The sequence below is a fragment of the Bradyrhizobium sp. GCM10028915 genome (genome assembly GCF_042666195.1).
GTDB classification, from domain to species: Bacteria; Pseudomonadota; Alphaproteobacteria; order Rhizobiales; family Xanthobacteraceae; genus Bradyrhizobium; species Bradyrhizobium canariense_D.
This window is the reverse complement of record NZ_JBHTFN010000021.1, coordinates 298,353-313,997: the sequence shown is the minus strand read 5'-3', so window position 1 is coordinate 313,997 and position 15,645 is coordinate 298,353. Positions and strand designations below refer to the sequence as shown.

21 protein-coding genes and 1 riboswitch are annotated in these 15,645 nt (G+C 64.3%); of the genes, 7 read left to right on the top strand and 14 right to left on the bottom strand.

Going from position 1 to position 15,645, the window contains the following annotated elements; translation table 11 throughout:
• The 3 genes from ACFQX9_RS13335 to ACFQX9_RS13325 all read right to left on the bottom strand — a co-directional run bounded on the left by ACFQX9_RS13335 (position 1) and on the right by ACFQX9_RS13325 (position 1,857).
• The gene (locus ACFQX9_RS13335) at positions 1-516 is read right to left on the bottom strand and encodes a collagen-like protein (RefSeq protein WP_085351859.1); all 516 of its coding nucleotides are present in this window, start codon (positions 514-516) and stop codon (positions 1-3) included.
• 111 nt (positions 517-627) lie between these two features.
• Positions 628-876 carry a helix-turn-helix domain-containing protein gene (locus ACFQX9_RS13330; RefSeq protein WP_018454141.1) on the bottom strand — a complete coding sequence of 83 codons (249 nt, stop codon included), beginning with the start codon at positions 874-876 and terminating at the stop codon, positions 628-630.
• Between the two features lie 216 nt (positions 877-1,092).
• A complete protein-coding gene (locus ACFQX9_RS13325; protein ID WP_377788860.1) occupies positions 1,093-1,857 on the bottom strand; it encodes an SDR family NAD(P)-dependent oxidoreductase in 765 nt (254 codons plus the stop codon).
• Between the two features lie 111 nt (positions 1,858-1,968).
• Here ACFQX9_RS13325 and ACFQX9_RS13320 point away from each other — a divergent pair, with 111 nt between their 5' ends.
• On the top strand, positions 1,969-2,454 hold the full coding sequence (locus tag ACFQX9_RS13320) for a molecular chaperone DnaJ (protein WP_085385365.1): 486 nt from the start codon (positions 1,969-1,971) through the stop codon (positions 2,452-2,454).
• Positions 2,455-2,515: 61 nt separating this feature from the next.
• A complete protein-coding gene (locus tag ACFQX9_RS13315) occupies positions 2,516-3,058 on the top strand; it encodes a transposase (protein ID WP_377788857.1) in 543 nt (180 codons plus the stop codon).
• 229 nt (positions 3,059-3,287) lie between these two features.
• Here the strand turns inward: ACFQX9_RS13315 and ACFQX9_RS13310 are convergent, their stop codons facing one another.
• A complete protein-coding gene (locus ACFQX9_RS13310; RefSeq protein WP_007613673.1) occupies positions 3,288-3,548 on the bottom strand; it encodes a hypothetical protein in 261 nt (86 codons plus the stop codon).
• A gap of 151 nt (positions 3,549-3,699) precedes the next feature.
• Positions 3,700-4,086, bottom strand: coding sequence for a RidA family protein (locus ACFQX9_RS13305; protein WP_085361452.1), 387 nt, complete (start codon positions 4,084-4,086; stop codon positions 3,700-3,702).
• A gap of 450 nt (positions 4,087-4,536) precedes the next feature.
• Here ACFQX9_RS13305 and ACFQX9_RS13300 point away from each other — a divergent pair, with 450 nt between their 5' ends.
• On the top strand, positions 4,537-4,971 hold the full coding sequence (locus ACFQX9_RS13300; protein ID WP_085385366.1) for a hypothetical protein: 435 nt from the start codon (positions 4,537-4,539) through the stop codon (positions 4,969-4,971).
• A gap of 117 nt (positions 4,972-5,088) precedes the next feature.
• The gene (locus ACFQX9_RS13295; protein WP_377788854.1) at positions 5,089-5,817 is read left to right on the top strand and encodes an SDR family oxidoreductase; all 729 of its coding nucleotides are present in this window, start codon (positions 5,089-5,091) and stop codon (positions 5,815-5,817) included.
• Positions 5,818-5,821: 4 nt separating this feature from the next.
• Here ACFQX9_RS13295 and ACFQX9_RS13290 read toward each other — a convergent pair whose 3' ends face one another.
• Positions 5,822-6,484: a glutathione S-transferase family protein gene (locus ACFQX9_RS13290; RefSeq protein WP_085385368.1), complete on the bottom strand. Its 663-nt coding sequence runs from the start codon at positions 6,482-6,484 to the stop codon at positions 5,822-5,824.
• A gap of 265 nt (positions 6,485-6,749) precedes the next feature.
• Here ACFQX9_RS13290 and ACFQX9_RS13285 point away from each other — a divergent pair, with 265 nt between their 5' ends.
• A complete protein-coding gene (locus ACFQX9_RS13285) occupies positions 6,750-7,187 on the top strand; it encodes a VOC family protein (RefSeq protein WP_204512104.1) in 438 nt (145 codons plus the stop codon).
• A 193-nt stretch (positions 7,188-7,380) separates the two neighbouring features.
• On the opposite strand, the gene ACFQX9_RS13280 is transcribed toward ACFQX9_RS13285, so the two are convergent.
• The 8 genes from ACFQX9_RS13280 to ACFQX9_RS13245 all read right to left on the bottom strand — a co-directional run bounded on the left by ACFQX9_RS13280 (position 7,381) and on the right by ACFQX9_RS13245 (position 14,207).
• Entirely contained in the window at positions 7,381-7,893 is a 513-nt protein-coding gene (locus tag ACFQX9_RS13280; protein WP_377788850.1) for a mismatch-specific DNA-glycosylase, read from the bottom strand.
• Positions 7,894-8,189: 296 nt separating this feature from the next.
• Positions 8,190-8,486, bottom strand: a complete 297-nt coding sequence (locus ACFQX9_RS13275; protein ID WP_143273906.1) for a hypothetical protein — start codon at positions 8,484-8,486, stop codon at positions 8,190-8,192.
• Positions 8,487-8,622: 136 nt separating this feature from the next.
• A complete protein-coding gene (gene thiC / locus ACFQX9_RS13270; protein ID WP_085385371.1) occupies positions 8,623-10,521 on the bottom strand; it encodes a phosphomethylpyrimidine synthase ThiC in 1,899 nt (632 codons plus the stop codon).
• 202 nt (positions 10,522-10,723) lie between these two features.
• A complete protein-coding gene (locus ACFQX9_RS13265) occupies positions 10,724-11,332 on the bottom strand; it encodes a thiamine phosphate synthase (protein ID WP_377788848.1) in 609 nt (202 codons plus the stop codon).
• Positions 11,319-12,101, bottom strand: coding sequence for a thiazole synthase (locus ACFQX9_RS13260; RefSeq protein WP_377788846.1), 783 nt, complete (start codon positions 12,099-12,101; stop codon positions 11,319-11,321). The genes ACFQX9_RS13265 and ACFQX9_RS13260 overlap by 14 nt, the downstream gene beginning before the upstream one ends.
• Positions 12,102-12,276: 175 nt before the next feature.
• Positions 12,277-12,474 (bottom strand): sulfur carrier protein ThiS, encoded by a 198-nt coding sequence (gene thiS, locus ACFQX9_RS13255; protein WP_085349129.1) that lies wholly within the window; start codon positions 12,472-12,474, stop codon positions 12,277-12,279.
• A complete protein-coding gene (locus ACFQX9_RS13250; RefSeq protein WP_085385374.1) occupies positions 12,465-13,490 on the bottom strand; it encodes an FAD-dependent oxidoreductase in 1,026 nt (341 codons plus the stop codon). Before ACFQX9_RS13250 ends, thiS begins: the two co-directional genes overlap by 10 nt.
• A riboswitch (TPP riboswitch) is annotated at positions 13,478-13,606 on the bottom strand. Its footprint overlaps the gene before it by 13 nt.
• 52 nt (positions 13,607-13,658) lie before the next feature.
• Complete coding sequence (locus ACFQX9_RS13245) at positions 13,659-14,207, bottom strand: transglycosylase SLT domain-containing protein (RefSeq protein WP_377788845.1); 549 nt, start codon at positions 14,205-14,207, stop codon at positions 13,659-13,661.
• A gap of 235 nt (positions 14,208-14,442) precedes the next feature.
• Here ACFQX9_RS13245 and ACFQX9_RS13240 point away from each other — a divergent pair, with 235 nt between their 5' ends.
• Complete coding sequence (locus ACFQX9_RS13240; protein WP_018454159.1) at positions 14,443-14,658, top strand: hypothetical protein; 216 nt, start codon at positions 14,443-14,445, stop codon at positions 14,656-14,658.
• 372 nt (positions 14,659-15,030) lie between these two features.
• Positions 15,031-15,576: a PRC-barrel domain-containing protein gene (locus ACFQX9_RS13235; protein ID WP_018454160.1), complete on the top strand. Its 546-nt coding sequence runs from the start codon at positions 15,031-15,033 to the stop codon at positions 15,574-15,576.
• Positions 15,577-15,645: the final 69 nt, after the last annotated feature.

Here is a 15,645-nt window from a genome sequence, read left to right as displayed (position 1 = left end):
TCAGTCCTTGTGGCCGTGCTTCTTCTTTTTCTTCTTCTTCCTGTGATCGCCTTCGCTGTCCTCGTCTTCGTCATCGAGGGGCGCGTCGTCGGTCTCCTGCACCGCGGCTTCCAGCGCCTCGCGCTCGGCAGCCTCATGCTCGCGCTGGCGGCGGCGTTCGTCCCAGGCGTCGAACAGCTGATCGAGCCACGGCAGCACCTGTTCGATCGACGGCAACTGGCCGGGCGGACCGGCCTCGCCGCGCGGGCCCTGCGGCCCCGCCGGCCCCTGCGGTCCGACAGGTCCCTGTGCACCGGCCGCCCCGCGCGGGCCGGCTTCGCCCTGCTTGCCTTGCGGACCGGGCTTGCCCAGCGGTCCAGGCTTTCCGATCGGGCCCGGCTTGCCCTGCGGACCTGGCTTGCCACGCGCGCCATCGGGCCCGCGCTTGCCTGGATGACCCTGCGGTCCCGGCCGCCCCGGTTCGCCCTGCCGTCCGCGCGGTCCCTGAGGTCCCTGCCGTTTTTGTTCGTCTGCCACGCCGCTGCTCCCTTGACCGGAAGCAAGTAATTAGCGGCGTTTGACGACAGCAGCAATTCCACTCGGACAGCGCGCCGGCTGGATCAACATCAATCGGCGGCACGTCGCGCGCTAGTCGTGATAGGCCGGCACCTCGATGCCGGAGGCGGCGTAGAGCCTGATCTTGTTGCGCAACGTGCGCACCGAGAGGCCGAGCACGCGTGAGGCGCGCGTGCGATTGCCGTCGCAGCGGGCGAGCGTCTGCAGCACGAGCTCACGCTCGACCTCGTCGACGGTCGCGCCGATCAGCAGCGGAACGATCTGGTTCGGTGAAAGGACATACGCGCCCGGTTCGGACGCAGCGACATGAACAGTGGTCATCGACACACTCCCCGATCAACGCCCGCTTCCGTCTTGGAAGCGGATCGAGAACAAACGACCCCCAAGCCGTAGATCTACGGTGGGCGGGTTTGGTTAACGAAAGGTTAACAGCGGGCGATCGCACGAATTGACCTTGGGAATGCCGCCGCGCCGCCGCGATTGGCACGGATTGCATATTCCTGCGAGCATACCCCGCAAAGCAGGCATCCCTCCCGCTCACACCGTCCGGTATCCGCCATCCACCATCACGATCGTTCCCGTGACGTAGGCCGACATGTCCGACGCAAGGAAGATCGCGGGACCCACGATGTCCTCGGGCTTGCCGGTGCGCGCCAGCGGGGTGTGATCGACGAAAGCCTGCACCAGCGCCGGATTGGTCGCACGCACATTGGCGTTGATGTTAGTCTCGATGAAGCCCGGCCCGATTGCATTGACGCGCACGCCCTCCTTGCCGAGCTCGACCGCGAGCGCCTTGGTGAAGCCGAGCACGCCGTGTTTCGAGGTGGTGTAGGCCGCCGAGCTCGGCGTGCGCAGATGCACGAAGGACTGGATCGATCCGATATTGACGATGCGGCCCTTGGCTGCTCGCAAGGGCGCGAGGAACGCCTGCGTCATGTTGAAGAGGCCGTTGAGGTTGAGCGAGATGATGTCGTTCCAGTCCTTTGCCACCGTTTCCGGCTCCGCGGTGAAGGCGTTGCGGCGGGTGATGCCGGCATTGTTGACGAGGATCGAGACCTGCCCGACCTTGTCGGCGACTTGCCTGGCGAGCGCGAAGCAGTCGTCGCGTTTGGTGACGTCGAGTGCAAAGCTCTCGGCCTTGCCGCCGGACTTGCGGATCCCCTCGGCGGCTTCCGCGACCGTGTCGGCGACGTCGAGCAGCACCACTTGCGCGCCCTCGCGGGCGTAGCCGGCCGCGATGGCCCGGCCGATGCCCGAACCGGCGCCCGTGATGACGGCGATATGGTTTGCGAGCAATGCCATGACAATTTCCTCCCGATTTCTTTTCGAAGTTTCATGAAAGGCTAACTCGAAATTAAGGGGTCGGAAACGGCGCCCTTGGCATACTGATCTTGATTGCTAAACGTTGCGCGCATGATGGAACGGCTCGAATCCTGGAAACTCGCACTCGAACGCCTGCGGTCGGCGGACGGCGCCGGTTGGGCCGAGGCGGGCCGGCTGGTGGCCGAGATCGCGCGGATGAGCACCGATACCATGCTGCGCCAGGCCGCCGAGCAGGCGCTTCCGGTGCTGCGCCAGGCCGTGGACAACGACGATCACAGCGTCACGCTGGCGGCCCGCCGCCGTCTCGGCGTGGTGCTCGATGTCGTTCACGATCTGACCGCGCCGCGCTTCGGCCGCCGCAATGCTGCGCCGAAGACATTGTCCAGCGAGGATCGCGCCCGCAGGGTGCTCGGCCTGCCGCTCGCGGTGCAGCTCACCTGCGAGGACATCAATCAGGCCTATCGCCGCGCCGCCAAGGGCATGCACCCCGACCGGGGCGGCAGCGCGGAAGCCTTCATCGACCTCGCCGCCGCGCGCGATATCCTGATCCATCCCCGCGCGTACAAGGACGCGTGAGGGCTCATGTGCTATCCTGTAGCCCGGATGAGCGAAGCGACATCCGGGACGGGTCTAGCCCATGGTTTTGTATCGCAGAAATTTTCTTCCCGGCGGCACCTACTTTTTCACTGTAGCGCTCTTCGACCGCAGATCGACCATTTTGATTGAAAACGTTGGCGCCCTGCGTGATGCCTTCCGGGCCGCTCGCAGGGAGCGCCCGTTCGAGGTCGATGCGATCGTGATCCTTCCGGACCATTTGCATGTCGTCATGAGCCTCCCGCCGCATGACGCCGATTTCGCGGGACGTTGGCGAAGGATCAAGGGGCATTTCAGCAGCGCACTACTGCATGCGGGTATCGACGTAGCCCGCCACTCCAATGGAGAATTGGCTCTGTGGCAACGACGCTACTGGGAGCACACGGTTCGCGACGAAGATGATTTCGCCCGCCACGTGGATTACATTCACTTCAACCCCGTCAAGCATCGCTACGTCCAGCGCGTTTGTGATTGGCCGCATTCGTCCTTTCACCGATATGCGCGGGCGGGATTGCTCTCGGAAGACTGGGCGGGCGATGCCGGCGAAAGTGGGATTGCTTTCGGTGAGCGAGCCCAGGGAGGCTGACCGGGAATTCCCGGATATCGCTTCGCTCATCCGGGCTACGGACGTCAGACTTGGAGTCGGACGCTGGTGCGCCCCGGACAAGATGTGAGTGGGTCCGCCAACCGGCCAGGTTCAAAGCGTGTGCGCGGAAAATGCGTGACGTCGGCCGAAAAACCGGTGGTCCGTCCAAAAGAAAAGGGCGGTCCGCTTGCGCGATCCGCCCTTTGAAATCCGGTCTGTCGCCTCACGCCTAGAGCGTGCAGCGGCGCTCCGCGCGCAGCTTGATCTGGAGCTCCGAGGCGGCCGTGAAGGTCGGGAGCGGCTTGCTGACGACCTTGTAGGTCGACACGCCCCACTGGAACGGCTTGTACTTGAGGTCCTCGTTCCAGACCTGGCAAATGCCGGTGTTGTCCCAGCGGATCACGTAATAGCCGACTGCCGCAGAGGCCGGCACGGCGAACACGGAGGTGGCGATGCCAGCAACGGCACAAAGGGCGAGAACGCGACGCATGAAATATCTCCTGATGGGAACGTGAGAGAAAACTGGTGCGGCAAATCTGCGTGGCTGGCAAGCGGGGCGGCGACCGTTCACGGATATGTCAGCCGTTGGTCGGCTGTTCGGACGACCCTTATCCCTTGACTATCGCCTGACGATCACACGTCTAACTCTTGGCCAGCGACGCCACCGCCTCGATCTCGATCAGCATCTTCGGATCGGGCAGTGCGTGGACCACGCAGGTGGTGCGGGCAGGGTAAGGCGGCGGGCCGAAGGCGCCGGCATAGAGCGCGTTCATGGCGGCCACGTCGGAGGCGCGGGTCAGCAGCACGTTGACCTTGACGAGATCGCGGATCTCGGCGCCGGCCTCCGCCAGCACGCGCTTGATGTTGACGGCGACGTTGGCGAACTGCGCATCGAAGCCGTCGGGCAGCGCGCCGGTCGCGTCGAAGCCGGGAATGCCGGAGACGAACAGGAGATCGCCGGCGCGCGTGGCAAAGGACAGCGGCGGCGCCTTGACGTGCGGCGGGGGCGCGAAGTGCTGGATCGGCATGGGATCACCTCGGATGGACGGCTGGACGCGCAAGCGTAGCGGCAGCTCGGGGCGCCTCCAACAAAAAACGCGAAAACAACCCCATGCACAGTAGGCATCCAGCAGGAATCGTTGAGCTTTCTTTTTCACTTCGGGAAAAACAAAATAATCGTTGCCCCGTCGGGCAAAACAGGGGCAGAATGGCATGATGGCGGGTGAGCGTCTTGTCGCGCCAAACTCCGCCGTCATGCCCCGGCTCGACCGGGGCATCCAGTACGCCGCGGCTTTTCGGTTCACTATCGCTCTCTCTGGAATACTGGATCGCCCGGTTGAACCGGGCGATGACAGTTGAGTGTGTTGCTACAGACCGCGACTCACGCCCATCCCATCATGTTGCCGCCCCGATCCATCGGATAGATTCCGCTCGTTCGATTCGTTTCCCTCCTTGAAGAATAGCCCCCGGAGACTCCCATGAAGTTCGCATCCACCCTCCGCGCCGCGCTGGTCGGCATTGCCGCGCTTGCCGGCCTCTCGACCTCGGCTCTGGCCGACGGCGGCACCGTGGTGCTGACGATCTACAAGGCGGGCTGGATCATCGGCGGCTCCGGCGGCTCGGGCGTGATGAACTTCCGCGGCCGCGCCTATTCGCTTTCGACCGGCGGTCTCGACTACGGCCTCGTCTTCGGCGGCTCCAAGACCGTGTTGCGCGGCCGCGTCTCCAACATCAACCGGCCCTCCGACATCGCCGGCGTCTATGGCGCCGCCGGTGCGGGCATCGCGGTGGGCCGCGGCGCGCGTGCGATCGTGCTGACCAACCAGAAGGGCGCCGTGCTCGAGCTGTCCGGCACGCAGGTCGGCCTGATGGCGAATGCGGACCTGAGCGGGCTCGCGATCACGCTGCGGTAAGGCCGATGTCGTAGGGGGAAATGGGGCGCAAGCGCCGCGCCCACCATCTCTTCCCGACAATTCCGGCCGGGGTCGTTATACTCACGATCCCAGTGACCTCGGCAAGATGGGGATCCCATGGCGAGAAAGTTGGACGGCAAGGTGGCGGCCGTGACCGGGGCTGCGTCGGGCATCGGATTGGCCAGCACCGAGGCGATGCTGGCCGCCGGCGCGCGCGTGGTGATGGTCGACCGCGATGAGGCCGCGCTGAAGGCGCTCCGCGACAAGCACGGCGACGCGGTGATCCCGCTGCTCATCGATCTGCTGGACCCAAAGGACTGTGCAACGCTGCTGCCGCGCGTTCTGGAGCAGGCCGGCCAGCTCGATATCCTGCATGCGAATGCCGGGACGTATATCGGTGGCGATCTGGTCGATGCCGACACCATGGCGATCGACCGGATGCTGAACCTGAATGTCAACGTCGTGATGAAGAACGTGCACGACGTGCTGCCGCACATGATCGCGCGCGGGACCGGCGACATCATCGTCACGAGCTCGCTGGCGGCGCATTTTCCCACGCCATGGGAGCCGGTCTATGCATCGTCCAAATGGGCGATCAACTGCTTCGTCCAGACGGTGCGGCGCCAGGTCTTCAAGCACGGCATCCGCGTCGGCTCGATCTCGCCCGGCCCGGTCGTGACCTCGCTGCTCGCGGACTGGCCGCCGGAGAAGCTGAAGGAAGCCAGGGACTCGGGAAGCCTCCTGGAGGCCAGCGAAGTGGCTGACGTGGTGATGTTCATGTTGACGCGACCGCGCGGCATGACAATTCGTGACGTGGTGATGCTGCCGACCAATTTCGATCTGTAGGGCGCTAACGGTCCTGGGAACCCTTCGATGCAGCGGTGAATATCGCCAATTGCGCGTCGAACGCCCGCCTGAAAGCCGGCCGCGCTTCGCCGCGGGCGACATAGGCGGCGATATCTGGATATTCGTTCAGCAGGCCCGATGTGTGCAACCGGCGCAGCACCGTCACCATCATGAGATCGCCGGCGCTGAACGCACCGTCGAGCCAGTCGGCGTCGCCGAGGTGGCGGGACAATTCGCCGAGCCTGACACGGACGCGGTCCTGCAGCATCGGCAGCCGCTCCGCGTACCAGCTCTTGTCGCGCTCGAACAGCATCGCCATGCCGAGCTCGACGATCGGTGGCTCCAGCGTGCTGAGCGCGGCAAACATCCAGGCGATCGCGCGGGCCCGGGCGTTCGGCTCCGTCGGCAGCAGCCCGGCGTGACGCTCGGCGATATGGAGCACGATCGCGCCGGACTCGAACAGGGCGAGATCGCCGTGCTCGTAGGTCGGAATCTGCCCGAACGGATGCAGCGCGAGATGCGCGGGCGCCTTCATGTCCTCGAATGAAACCAGACGGACGTCGTAAGGCTGCCCCACCTCTTCAAGCGCCCAGCGCACCCGCATGTCGCGGGCCTGTCCGCGGCCGCGGTCGGGTGAGTTTGCGAACGCTGTGATGGTGGGGGGCATCGGGAGGGGCTCCGGGGTTGATCGCGTTTTGCGTTCGGAGGACGAATGGAATGAGTGGATTCCGACAGGTCATTGGGTTTTCGTGGACCCGTAGCCCGCATGAGCGATAGCGATTTGCGGGGCAGCTGCGGGCCCCGGATGTCGCTGTCGCTCATCCGGGCTACAAGAAAATCCCGCGGCCACTGTCGGATCGTTGCCCCCTGCCTCGTCCTTGGAACACTGGCACCCTGCGGCGCGTCCAGCCAAGGCGAAAGGATACACGTTAATGACCTCCATCACGCCGTTTCTCTGGTTCGACAACAACGTGCCGGAGGCCGTCGCCTTCTACAAATCGGTGTTCCCCAACGCCAAGGTTGAGACCGTCAGCGACTTCATGGCGGTGTTCGAGCTCGAAGGCCAGCGCTTCAACGCGCTCAACGGGGGCCCGCAATACAAGTTCAACGAAGCGGTGTCGTTCTTCATCAGCGTAGAGACGCAGGCGGAAGTCGATTATTTCTGGGACAGGCTCACCGCCGACGGCGGCGAGGAGTCCCGCTGCGGCTGGCTCAAGGACAAGTTCGGCCTGTCCTGGCAGGTGATCCCATCAGCGCTCGGCCGCTACCTCGGCGACCCCGACCGCAGCAAGGCGAACCGCGTCATGCAGGCGATGATGCAGATGAGAAAGATTGTGATTGTGGATTTGGATAAGGCGTATGCGGGGTGAACTTGTCGCGGGATGCGTTGCCTAAATCGGCGGTGTCGTCCCGGCGAAGGCCGGAACCCATACCGCGGAATCCATCGATTACGAATGGTCGCTGTACCGGACCTCGAGTCTCCGCCAAACCACTCCGTGGGTTATGGGTCCCGGCCTTCGCCGGGACGACGCCTGAGGGGGCGAGCGCTATCGCAAATTCACGCTACGCCGCGATCCACGCCGCAAGCTTTCGCCACGGCTCCAGCGTCCAATGCCCTGACGCAGCACCCGACGGCGAGGGCAGGACGAAAATCTCCGGCAAACTCTCATCGCGTGGCTGCCGCCCCAGCGCAATCACGCTCGACGGCGTGCCGTAAAACAAGCTCGCCGCCTTCTTGCTCGTGAACGCAATTGCCCTCGGGCGAAACTTTTCGATCTTGGCCCTGAAGCCGGGCACGTCGATTGTCTCAGCCGCGATCTGATGATCCATCCCGGCGCCCGACTTGGAGAGATCGGTGAAGCCGATCCCGAGCTCCAGCAGCGCCGCAAACTCGCTTGGCTGATAGCGCCGCGGCGTGATCCCGGCCTCATGAATCGCGCGCCAGAAGCGGTTGCCGGGATGGGCGTAGTAATGCCCGAGTTGGGCCGAGCGCGTGCTGGCGGCAGTGCCGACGAAGACGAGGCGGAGGTTGGGACGGAGCTGGTCGGGGAGGCGGTGAGGGGATGTATCGGGCACGTCAATTATCCGGGGCTGTAGCCCGCATGAGCGGAGCGATATGCGGGAGGGCAAAGACCCGGATGTCGCTGCGCTCATCCGGGCTACGCTTGCCCGCGCTAGTCCGATTTGCGCGTCACACGCACCGCCCGAGCCGCATCTAACTCATAAACTCCGTCGGTGCAGTGGTCTGTCAAAAGATCGAGGCTGAATGATACCCAAGAGTCTCCAATTGCAGACCATGCTTCGCCGGTAAGTTTGGTTTCGTGGACATTGATACTGCGGAAGCTATCCCACGAAATCCGCGGACTAATCCATCACAGGTCATCTGACCGAACCGCGCTAAAATCGACCAACCCTTGGAAAACCACCAGTCCAAGAGCCGGTACCGCAATCACTTGTCCGGTGTCACTTCCAATGTGATCTCTAACTGCACGGTCTTCCGGATCGATAATGCAGGTGTCGCCACACGCGACAACGATCACGTCCCTTCCGTTGGGATGATCGAGCACAGTGGTGCAATCGAAGATGCCTCCCACGAAATTGCCGATCCATGGATCGGAACCCTTGGGATAGAAGCGGACAACCAAACCTTTCCCGAAATTCGCGCTCACCGTGTCCGGTCAAAGAGATGGCCGGAGGTCCGTACGGTGGTAGTCCTGGTAGTATTTCAGACCGCATGGGCCGTTCGCATTGCGTTTCCAACTTTGGGGGCGACGATCGTCGCCCCCAAAGTTCGCACGGGCCCGCTCACAACACCCGATTGCTCTCCTTCACCTTCTCCGCATCCAGATACAAGTTCTCGCCCATCTCCTTGAACTTCGCGCTCATCTTGGCCATGCCGTCCTCGGCCGTGCCGCTCATCGACATGCCCACGCCGTTCGGATCGTTCAGCGTCGCCGCGTAGTCGCGGACGTCCTGTGTGATCTTCATCGAGCAGAACTTCGGGCCGCACATCGAGCAGAAATGCGCGACCTTGTGGGCTTCCTTCGGCAGGGTCTCGTCGTGGAAGTTCTTGGCGGTCTCGGGGTCGAGGCCGAGGTTGAACTGGTCGCTCCAGCGGAAGTCGAAACGGGCGCGGGAGAGCGCGTCGTCGCGCAGTTGGGCTGCCGGGTGACCCTTGGCGAGATCGGAGGCGTGGGCGGCGATTTTGTAGGTGATGACGCCGACCTTGACGTCGTTGCGATCGGGCAGGCCGAGATGCTCCTTCGGCGTGACGTAGCAGAGCATGGCGCAGCCGAACCAGCCGATCATGGCGGCGCCAATCCCTGAGGTGATGTGGTCATAGCCCGGCGCGATGTCGGTGGTCAGGGGCCCGAGGGTGTAGAACGGCGCTTCGCCGCATTCCTTGAGCTGCTTGTCCATGTTGATCTTGATCTTGTGCATCGGCACGTGGCCGGGGCCTTCGATCATGACCTGGCAGCCCTTGTCCCACGCGATCTTGGTGAGTTCGCCGAGCGTCTCCAGCTCCGCGAACTGCGCGCGGTCGTTGGCATCCGCGATCGAGCCCGGACGCAGGCCGTCGCCGAGCGAGAACGAGACGTCATACTTGCGCATGAGGTCGCAGATCTCGTCGAAATGGGTGTAGAGGAAGCTTTCCTTGTGATGCGCCAGGCACCACTTCGCCATGATCGAGCCGCCGCGCGACACGATGCCGGTGACGCGGTTGGCGGTGAGGTGGATGTATTGCAGGCGCACGCCGGCGTGGATGGTGAAATAGTCGACGCCCTGTTCGCACTGCTCGATCAGCGTGTCCTTGTAGAGCTCCCAGGTCAGCTTGACCGGATCACCGTCGCACTTCTCCAGCGCCTGATAGATCGGAACGGTTCCGATCGGCACCGGCGCGTTGCGCAAAATCCATTCGCGGGTGGTGTGGATGTTGCGCCCTGTCGAGAGGTCCATCACGGTGTCGGCGCCCCAGCGGATCGCCCACACCATCTTCTCGACCTCTTCCTCGACGGATGACGTCACCGCCGAGTTGCCGATATTGGCGTTGATCTTGGTCAGGAAGTTGCGGCCGATGATCATCGGCTCGAGCTCGGCATGGTTGATGTTGCAGGGAATGATGGCGCGTCCCCGTGCGATCTCGCTGCGCACGAACTCCGGGGTGATGAAGGCGGGGACTTGGGCGCCAAAGCTTTCGCCGTCGGCAAGCGCTGCCTCGGCGCGCTCGAGCTGCTCCTTGCGGCCGAGATTTTCACGCGCGGCGACGTAGATCATCTCCTTGGTGATGATGCCGGCGCGGGCGAATTCGAGCTGGGTGATTTTGTGGCCGTCGAGGCCGCGCAGCGGCTGGTGATAGGCCGAGAAGGCACGCGCGGCCTTGTCGGTGGAGACGCTGCCATTGTCCTCCGGCTTGATCTGCCGGCCCTGATATTCCTCGACGCCGCCGCGCTCCAGCACCCAGGCCTTGCGGCCGCGCGCGAGGCCGGCGTTGACATCGATGGTCACGCTCGGGTCGGTGTAGGGACCGGAGGTGTCATAGACGGGCAGGTTCGGCTCGCCGGCGCCTTCAGAGAGGATGATCTCGCGCAGCGGCACGCGCAGGTCAGGCGCGGCGTCGGGCGAGGCGAAGATTTTTCGCGACGAGGGCAGCGGGCCGGTGGTGACGGCGGGGACGGTCTTGTCGGGGTTGGAGCGGATGTTCATGGGATCCTCCGGTTTAATTCGTTGATGTCGCTGTGCGAGAGGCAAATACCGCTGTCATCCCCGCCTAGTGCGCAATTGCGCACGGGAGCGGGGATCCAGTACTCCGAGACGGTGCGGCTGAAGCCGAGAAGCCGCGGCGTACTGGATCGCCCGGTCAAGCCGGGCGATGACAGTGGCGTGCGGGGTGAGAGAGTGAGGCGCATCACGCCGCCTCCGCGGACAGGCCGAGCCATTGCCGCACCCGCGCATCCGGGTCGGCATTTTGCGTGACGTCGGAAACGACGGCGATGGAATCCGCGCCCGCGGCAAAGATCTCCGCGGCGTGCTCGAACTTGATGCCGCCGATCGCGACCAGCGGGATATTGCCGACGCGCTTCTTCCATTCCGTGATCTTCGGAATGCCCTGCGGCTCGAAGCGCATCGACTTCAACGTGGTGAAGAAGATCGGGCCCAGCGCGACATAATCGGGCTCGGCTGCGAGCGCGGTGTCCAGCTCGGCATCGTCGTGGGTGGAGACGCCGAGCGACAGGCCGGCCTCGCGGATGGCAGCGAGGTCTGCGTCGGCAAGATCCTCCTGGCCGAGATGCAGATACTTTGCACCGGCGACGATCGCGGCGCGCCAATAGTCGTTGACGACGAGCTTGGCTTGCGTGCCCGCGGTGATCGCCAGCGCATCGGTGACCATCTGCAGCGACTGGGAGTCGTCGAGGTCCTTTGCGCGCAGCTGGATGGTGCCGACGCCGAGCTTGGTCAGGCGCTCGACCCAGGCGAGGCTGTCGACGACGGGATAAAAGCGATCAGGATACGGCATGCCAGAACGGTGTCCCAACGACAGGGGTGGAAGGGGAGGCGAAATCGCGGGCGTTCATCAGCCCGGCCTCAAAAGCGGTGCGTCCGGCCTCGATCCCGAGGCGGAAGGCGTTGGCCATGGCGACGGGATCGGCGGCCTTTGCGATGGCGGTGTTGAGCAGCACGGCGTCGTAGCCGAGCTCGAGCGCCTGTGCCGCATGCGAGGGCGCACCGATGCCGGCGTCGACCACCAGGGTGATATCAGGCAGCCGCTCGCGCATCAGCTTGAGCGCGTCACGGTTGGTGATGCCTTTCGCGCTGCCGATCGGCGCCGCCCACGGCATCACCACCTTGCAGCCGGCATCGACCAGGCGGTTTGCGACCGAGAGATCCTCGGTGCAGTAGGGGAACACTTCGAAGCCGTCCTTGATCAAAATGGCGGCGGCTTCGACCAGTCCAACGACATCGGGCTGCAGCGTGTCGTTGTCGGCGATGACTTCGAGCTTGATCCAGCTCGTGCCGAATAGTTCGCGCGCGAGCTTGGCCGTCGTCACCGCCTCGCGCACGCTGCGGCAGCCGGCGGTGTTCGGCAGCACGGTGACGTCGAGCTCGCGGATCAGATTCCAGAACGCGTCCCCAGTCTTGCCGCCGGCGGATTCGCGCCGCAGCGACACCGTGACGATGTTCGAGCCCGAGGCGCGGATCGCCGCCTGCATGGTCGCAGGCGAGGGATAGAGCGCGCTGCCGATCAGGAGGCGGGAGGGGAAGGTCTTGCCGTAGAAGGTCACCATGGGGTGTCTCTCCAAATGACACTGTCATCCCCGCCTAGTGCGCAAATTGCGCACGGGGGGCGGGGATCCAGTATTCCAGAGGCGGTGCGGTTAGAACCGAGACGCCGCGGCGTACTGGATCGCCCGGTCAAGCCGGGCGATGACAGCTGAGTGTTCGGCGAGCGCGCCATCATCATCACCCTCCCTGCCGCGGCGTGATGATCTCGATCTCGTCGCCGGGCTTCAGCGCCGTCTCGGCCCAGCGGCTCTTCGGCACGACGTCGTAGTTGAGCGCGATCGCGAAATGGGTGCCCTCGTAGTCGAGCTCGCTGAGCAGCGCGTCGACGCTGGCCGAATTCACCTCGCGCTGCTCGCCGTTCACGATCACGCGCATTGCATCACCTCATTGTCGATCTGGCCGCGCTCGACAAAGCCAAGCGTCAGCTCGGCCAGCGCCGGGGCGATCAGGAAGCCGTGGCGGTAGAGGCCGTTCACGCTGATGGTGCCGTCACGGATGCCGATGCGCGGCAAATTATCGGGAAAGGCGGGCCGCAGGCCGGAGCCGAATTCGACGATGCGGGCCTCGCCGAAGGCGGGATGCACGGCATAGGCCGCACCCAACAGCTCCAGCGCGGAACGCACGCTGACGCCGGTGTCCTCGGCCTCGATCGAGGTCGCGCCCAGCATGAACAGATTGTCCTCGCGCGGGATCACATAGAGCGGCCAGCGCGGATGGATCAGCCGCACCGGGCGCGCGAGCTGCACCTCGGCGGTTTCGATCAGGATCATCTCGCCCTTGACGCCGCGCAAGCCGGGCTGCTCGTCGCGCGCAGAAAGGCCGCGGCAGTCGATCACGATGCCTTTAGGATCAAGTTTTGCGAGTTCGGCCGCGGCGACGTCGCTTTCGAATTTGATGGTGCCGCCGGCGGCGCGGATGCGCTCGTGCAGTTTCGGCAGCACGCGGCGCGGCTCGACATGACCCTCGGTCGGGAAGAACAACGCGTCGCGGAAGCGGCCTTCGAGCGACGGCTCGAGCTCGGCAAGGCCGGCGGCATCGAGCCGGCGATGGCCTTCGGTCATCCGGGCAAAACGCTCGAAGTCGTTGCGCTCGCGCGGGTGGGCAACGACCAGCGAGCCGTTGAAAGGCGTGTCGGGAAATTCGCGCCGCCAGATGTCGAGCGAGCGCAGGCCGAGGCGGCTGATGATGGGTTCGGAAACCTCCGCCTCGCAATAGGGCGCGAGCATGCCGCCGGCCCAATGGCTGGTGGCGTCGGTCATGTCGGCGTCACCGCGCTCGTGCAGGGTGACGGCGTGGCCGGCCTGCGCGAACAGCAAGGCCTGCCAGGCGCCCGCAATGCCTGCGCCGATGATGGATACCGGGGAATCCGGTCGCTTGGTCGTCTGCAACATCCCTGTCCCTTCGCCGGCATGACCCGGATCAGGTTCAAAGGGTCACCGCGGTCCTGGGCGGATTTGCCCATTTAGCGGTATCTCAGCTCCTCCTCGGAGCACCCCTCGGAACGGCTCTAATGTATGCCAGCAGGACTGGGTGGTCAACGCGCTTGGCGGGAACCGGGCTTACCTGGGCGCCTGTGCCCGGGCGTTGCGGACGCGCTGGGCGAGCTTGCGGTGCGGCGCGGCGCCGAATATCGGCTGCGGATTGCCGTTCGGCTCAAGCCAAGGGGAGCCCATATTGGCCTCGCTCGTATTGGCGACCTGCACGGCCTCCTGCCGTTGCCGCTTTGCGGCGTAGTAATAGCCGCCGGCGAAATAACGCACGGCGCGGGCGTGATCGCCATTGGCGGCGTGATAGGCGCCGGCGAGATATTTCACAGCATAGGTGAGATTGGTATTGGGATCGCGCAGGCCGGCGGCGTCGCCGGTGTAGCCGACCCCGCGCGCGGTCGCGAGCTTGATCTGCATCAGCCCGATGGTGCCGCCATGGCCGACCAGGCCGGGCTGATAGCGGCTTTCGCGCATGATGACGCGATGCACCAGCGCCTCCGGCACGCCGTTGGCGCGGGCATGGGCCGCGACCATCTCGGCGTACTCCGCTTGGCCCGCGAATGCGGCCTGTGGCAACGTCAGTCCGGCCGCGAGCAGCGCGGCGACAAGTAAAATTTTCATCAAATGTTCCTCGGCACCGCTCACCTGCGCCCGCTCGCGTTAGGCCCCGCGAACGCGGCGATGATGTGGCGAAACGCCTCCGATTACGTTTTTGCAGCGCAGAGCCGTCATTCGGACGCAAGGCCGGCGTAGGGCTTGTCATGCAGACGAAGCCGTCATTCGCGACAGCGGGCCTGTCTATTCGCGTGTGGGCCCGAAAGCGAGTAAGAGAGCGGCGCAAATCGGGAGAGGTGCCATGACAAAAGCAAACGTGGTGAAGGCACACATCGGCGACATTCCCAGGCAAAATCCCTGTGCGCAATGCGGCGCGCCGATCCCCCAACCTGATTGGATCGAGGCGGGCGACGGACGCATCTCCTATCTTTGGACATGCCGTGCTTGCAATTATCGCTTCGAGGCGGTTGCGATTTTTGATGAGGGAGCCGTCGCGCACCCGCCGCTTGCGGCCTGAGGTTTAGTCTTCGGGCATGATCTTTTCGGAAAACCGCTGCACACTTTGCGCTGGCGCGGCCCTTCGGGTCCGGATCATGGCTTAAGCCGCAAGCTGCGGCTGCTGCCGTACCGGCAATTGCATCCGCACGATCGGCCCATGCGGCTCCGGGTCGTGCAGCGACAGTTCGCCGCCGTGGGCGATCGCGATCGCGCGCGCCGCATGAATTTATCGACGAAATCGTGCGCTGCGAAATGTTCCTGAGTGACTTAGGAACAATTGAACGCAGCCCAGATGCTCGCGCAGCACGCGACGAAATTGCAGCACGCGCGGAACTGGGACTGATCCGAGCTGTTTTCTCCGCACAAGTTTTCTGCTGAAGGAGAGGACAATATGTTGATGAAATCGATCGCGGCCGGTCTTGCCGGTACCGCACTGCTCGCAACCGTTGCGTTCGCGCAAAATCCGACCGCCACCACCGACAAGGCGCCGGCTGCCGCGGCGACGACGACCACCACGACCGCGTCGGGACAGTGGCGTACGTCCAAGATGGACGGCATCAAGGTCTATAACGACGCCAATGAGAACATCGGCTCGATCAACGATCTGCTGATGGACAAGAGCGGTAACATCAAGATCGCCGTGATCGGCGTCGGCGGCTTCCTCGGCCTGGGCGAGCATCTGGTTGCGGTGCCCTTTGAGAAGCTGAAATTCGTCAACGAGGCGGTTGCCTACACCGGCGCTGCCGGGAACAACCCGAACAGCGCAGCCAACCGGCCCGCGGCGACTACCACGACGGGTGCTGCGACCGGCACCGACAACAAGCCCGCGACGACGACGACGGCCACGTCCGCGTCGAAATGGTATCCGGACCACGCCGTGTTCAATGCGAGCAAGGACGAGTTGAAGAACATGCCCGAGTTCAAATACTCGGAGTAACGCGGCTCTGAACGGCTAAACGAAGCGCGCCCGGTTTTTGCCGGGCGCGCTGTCGTGCTCTTCCCAACC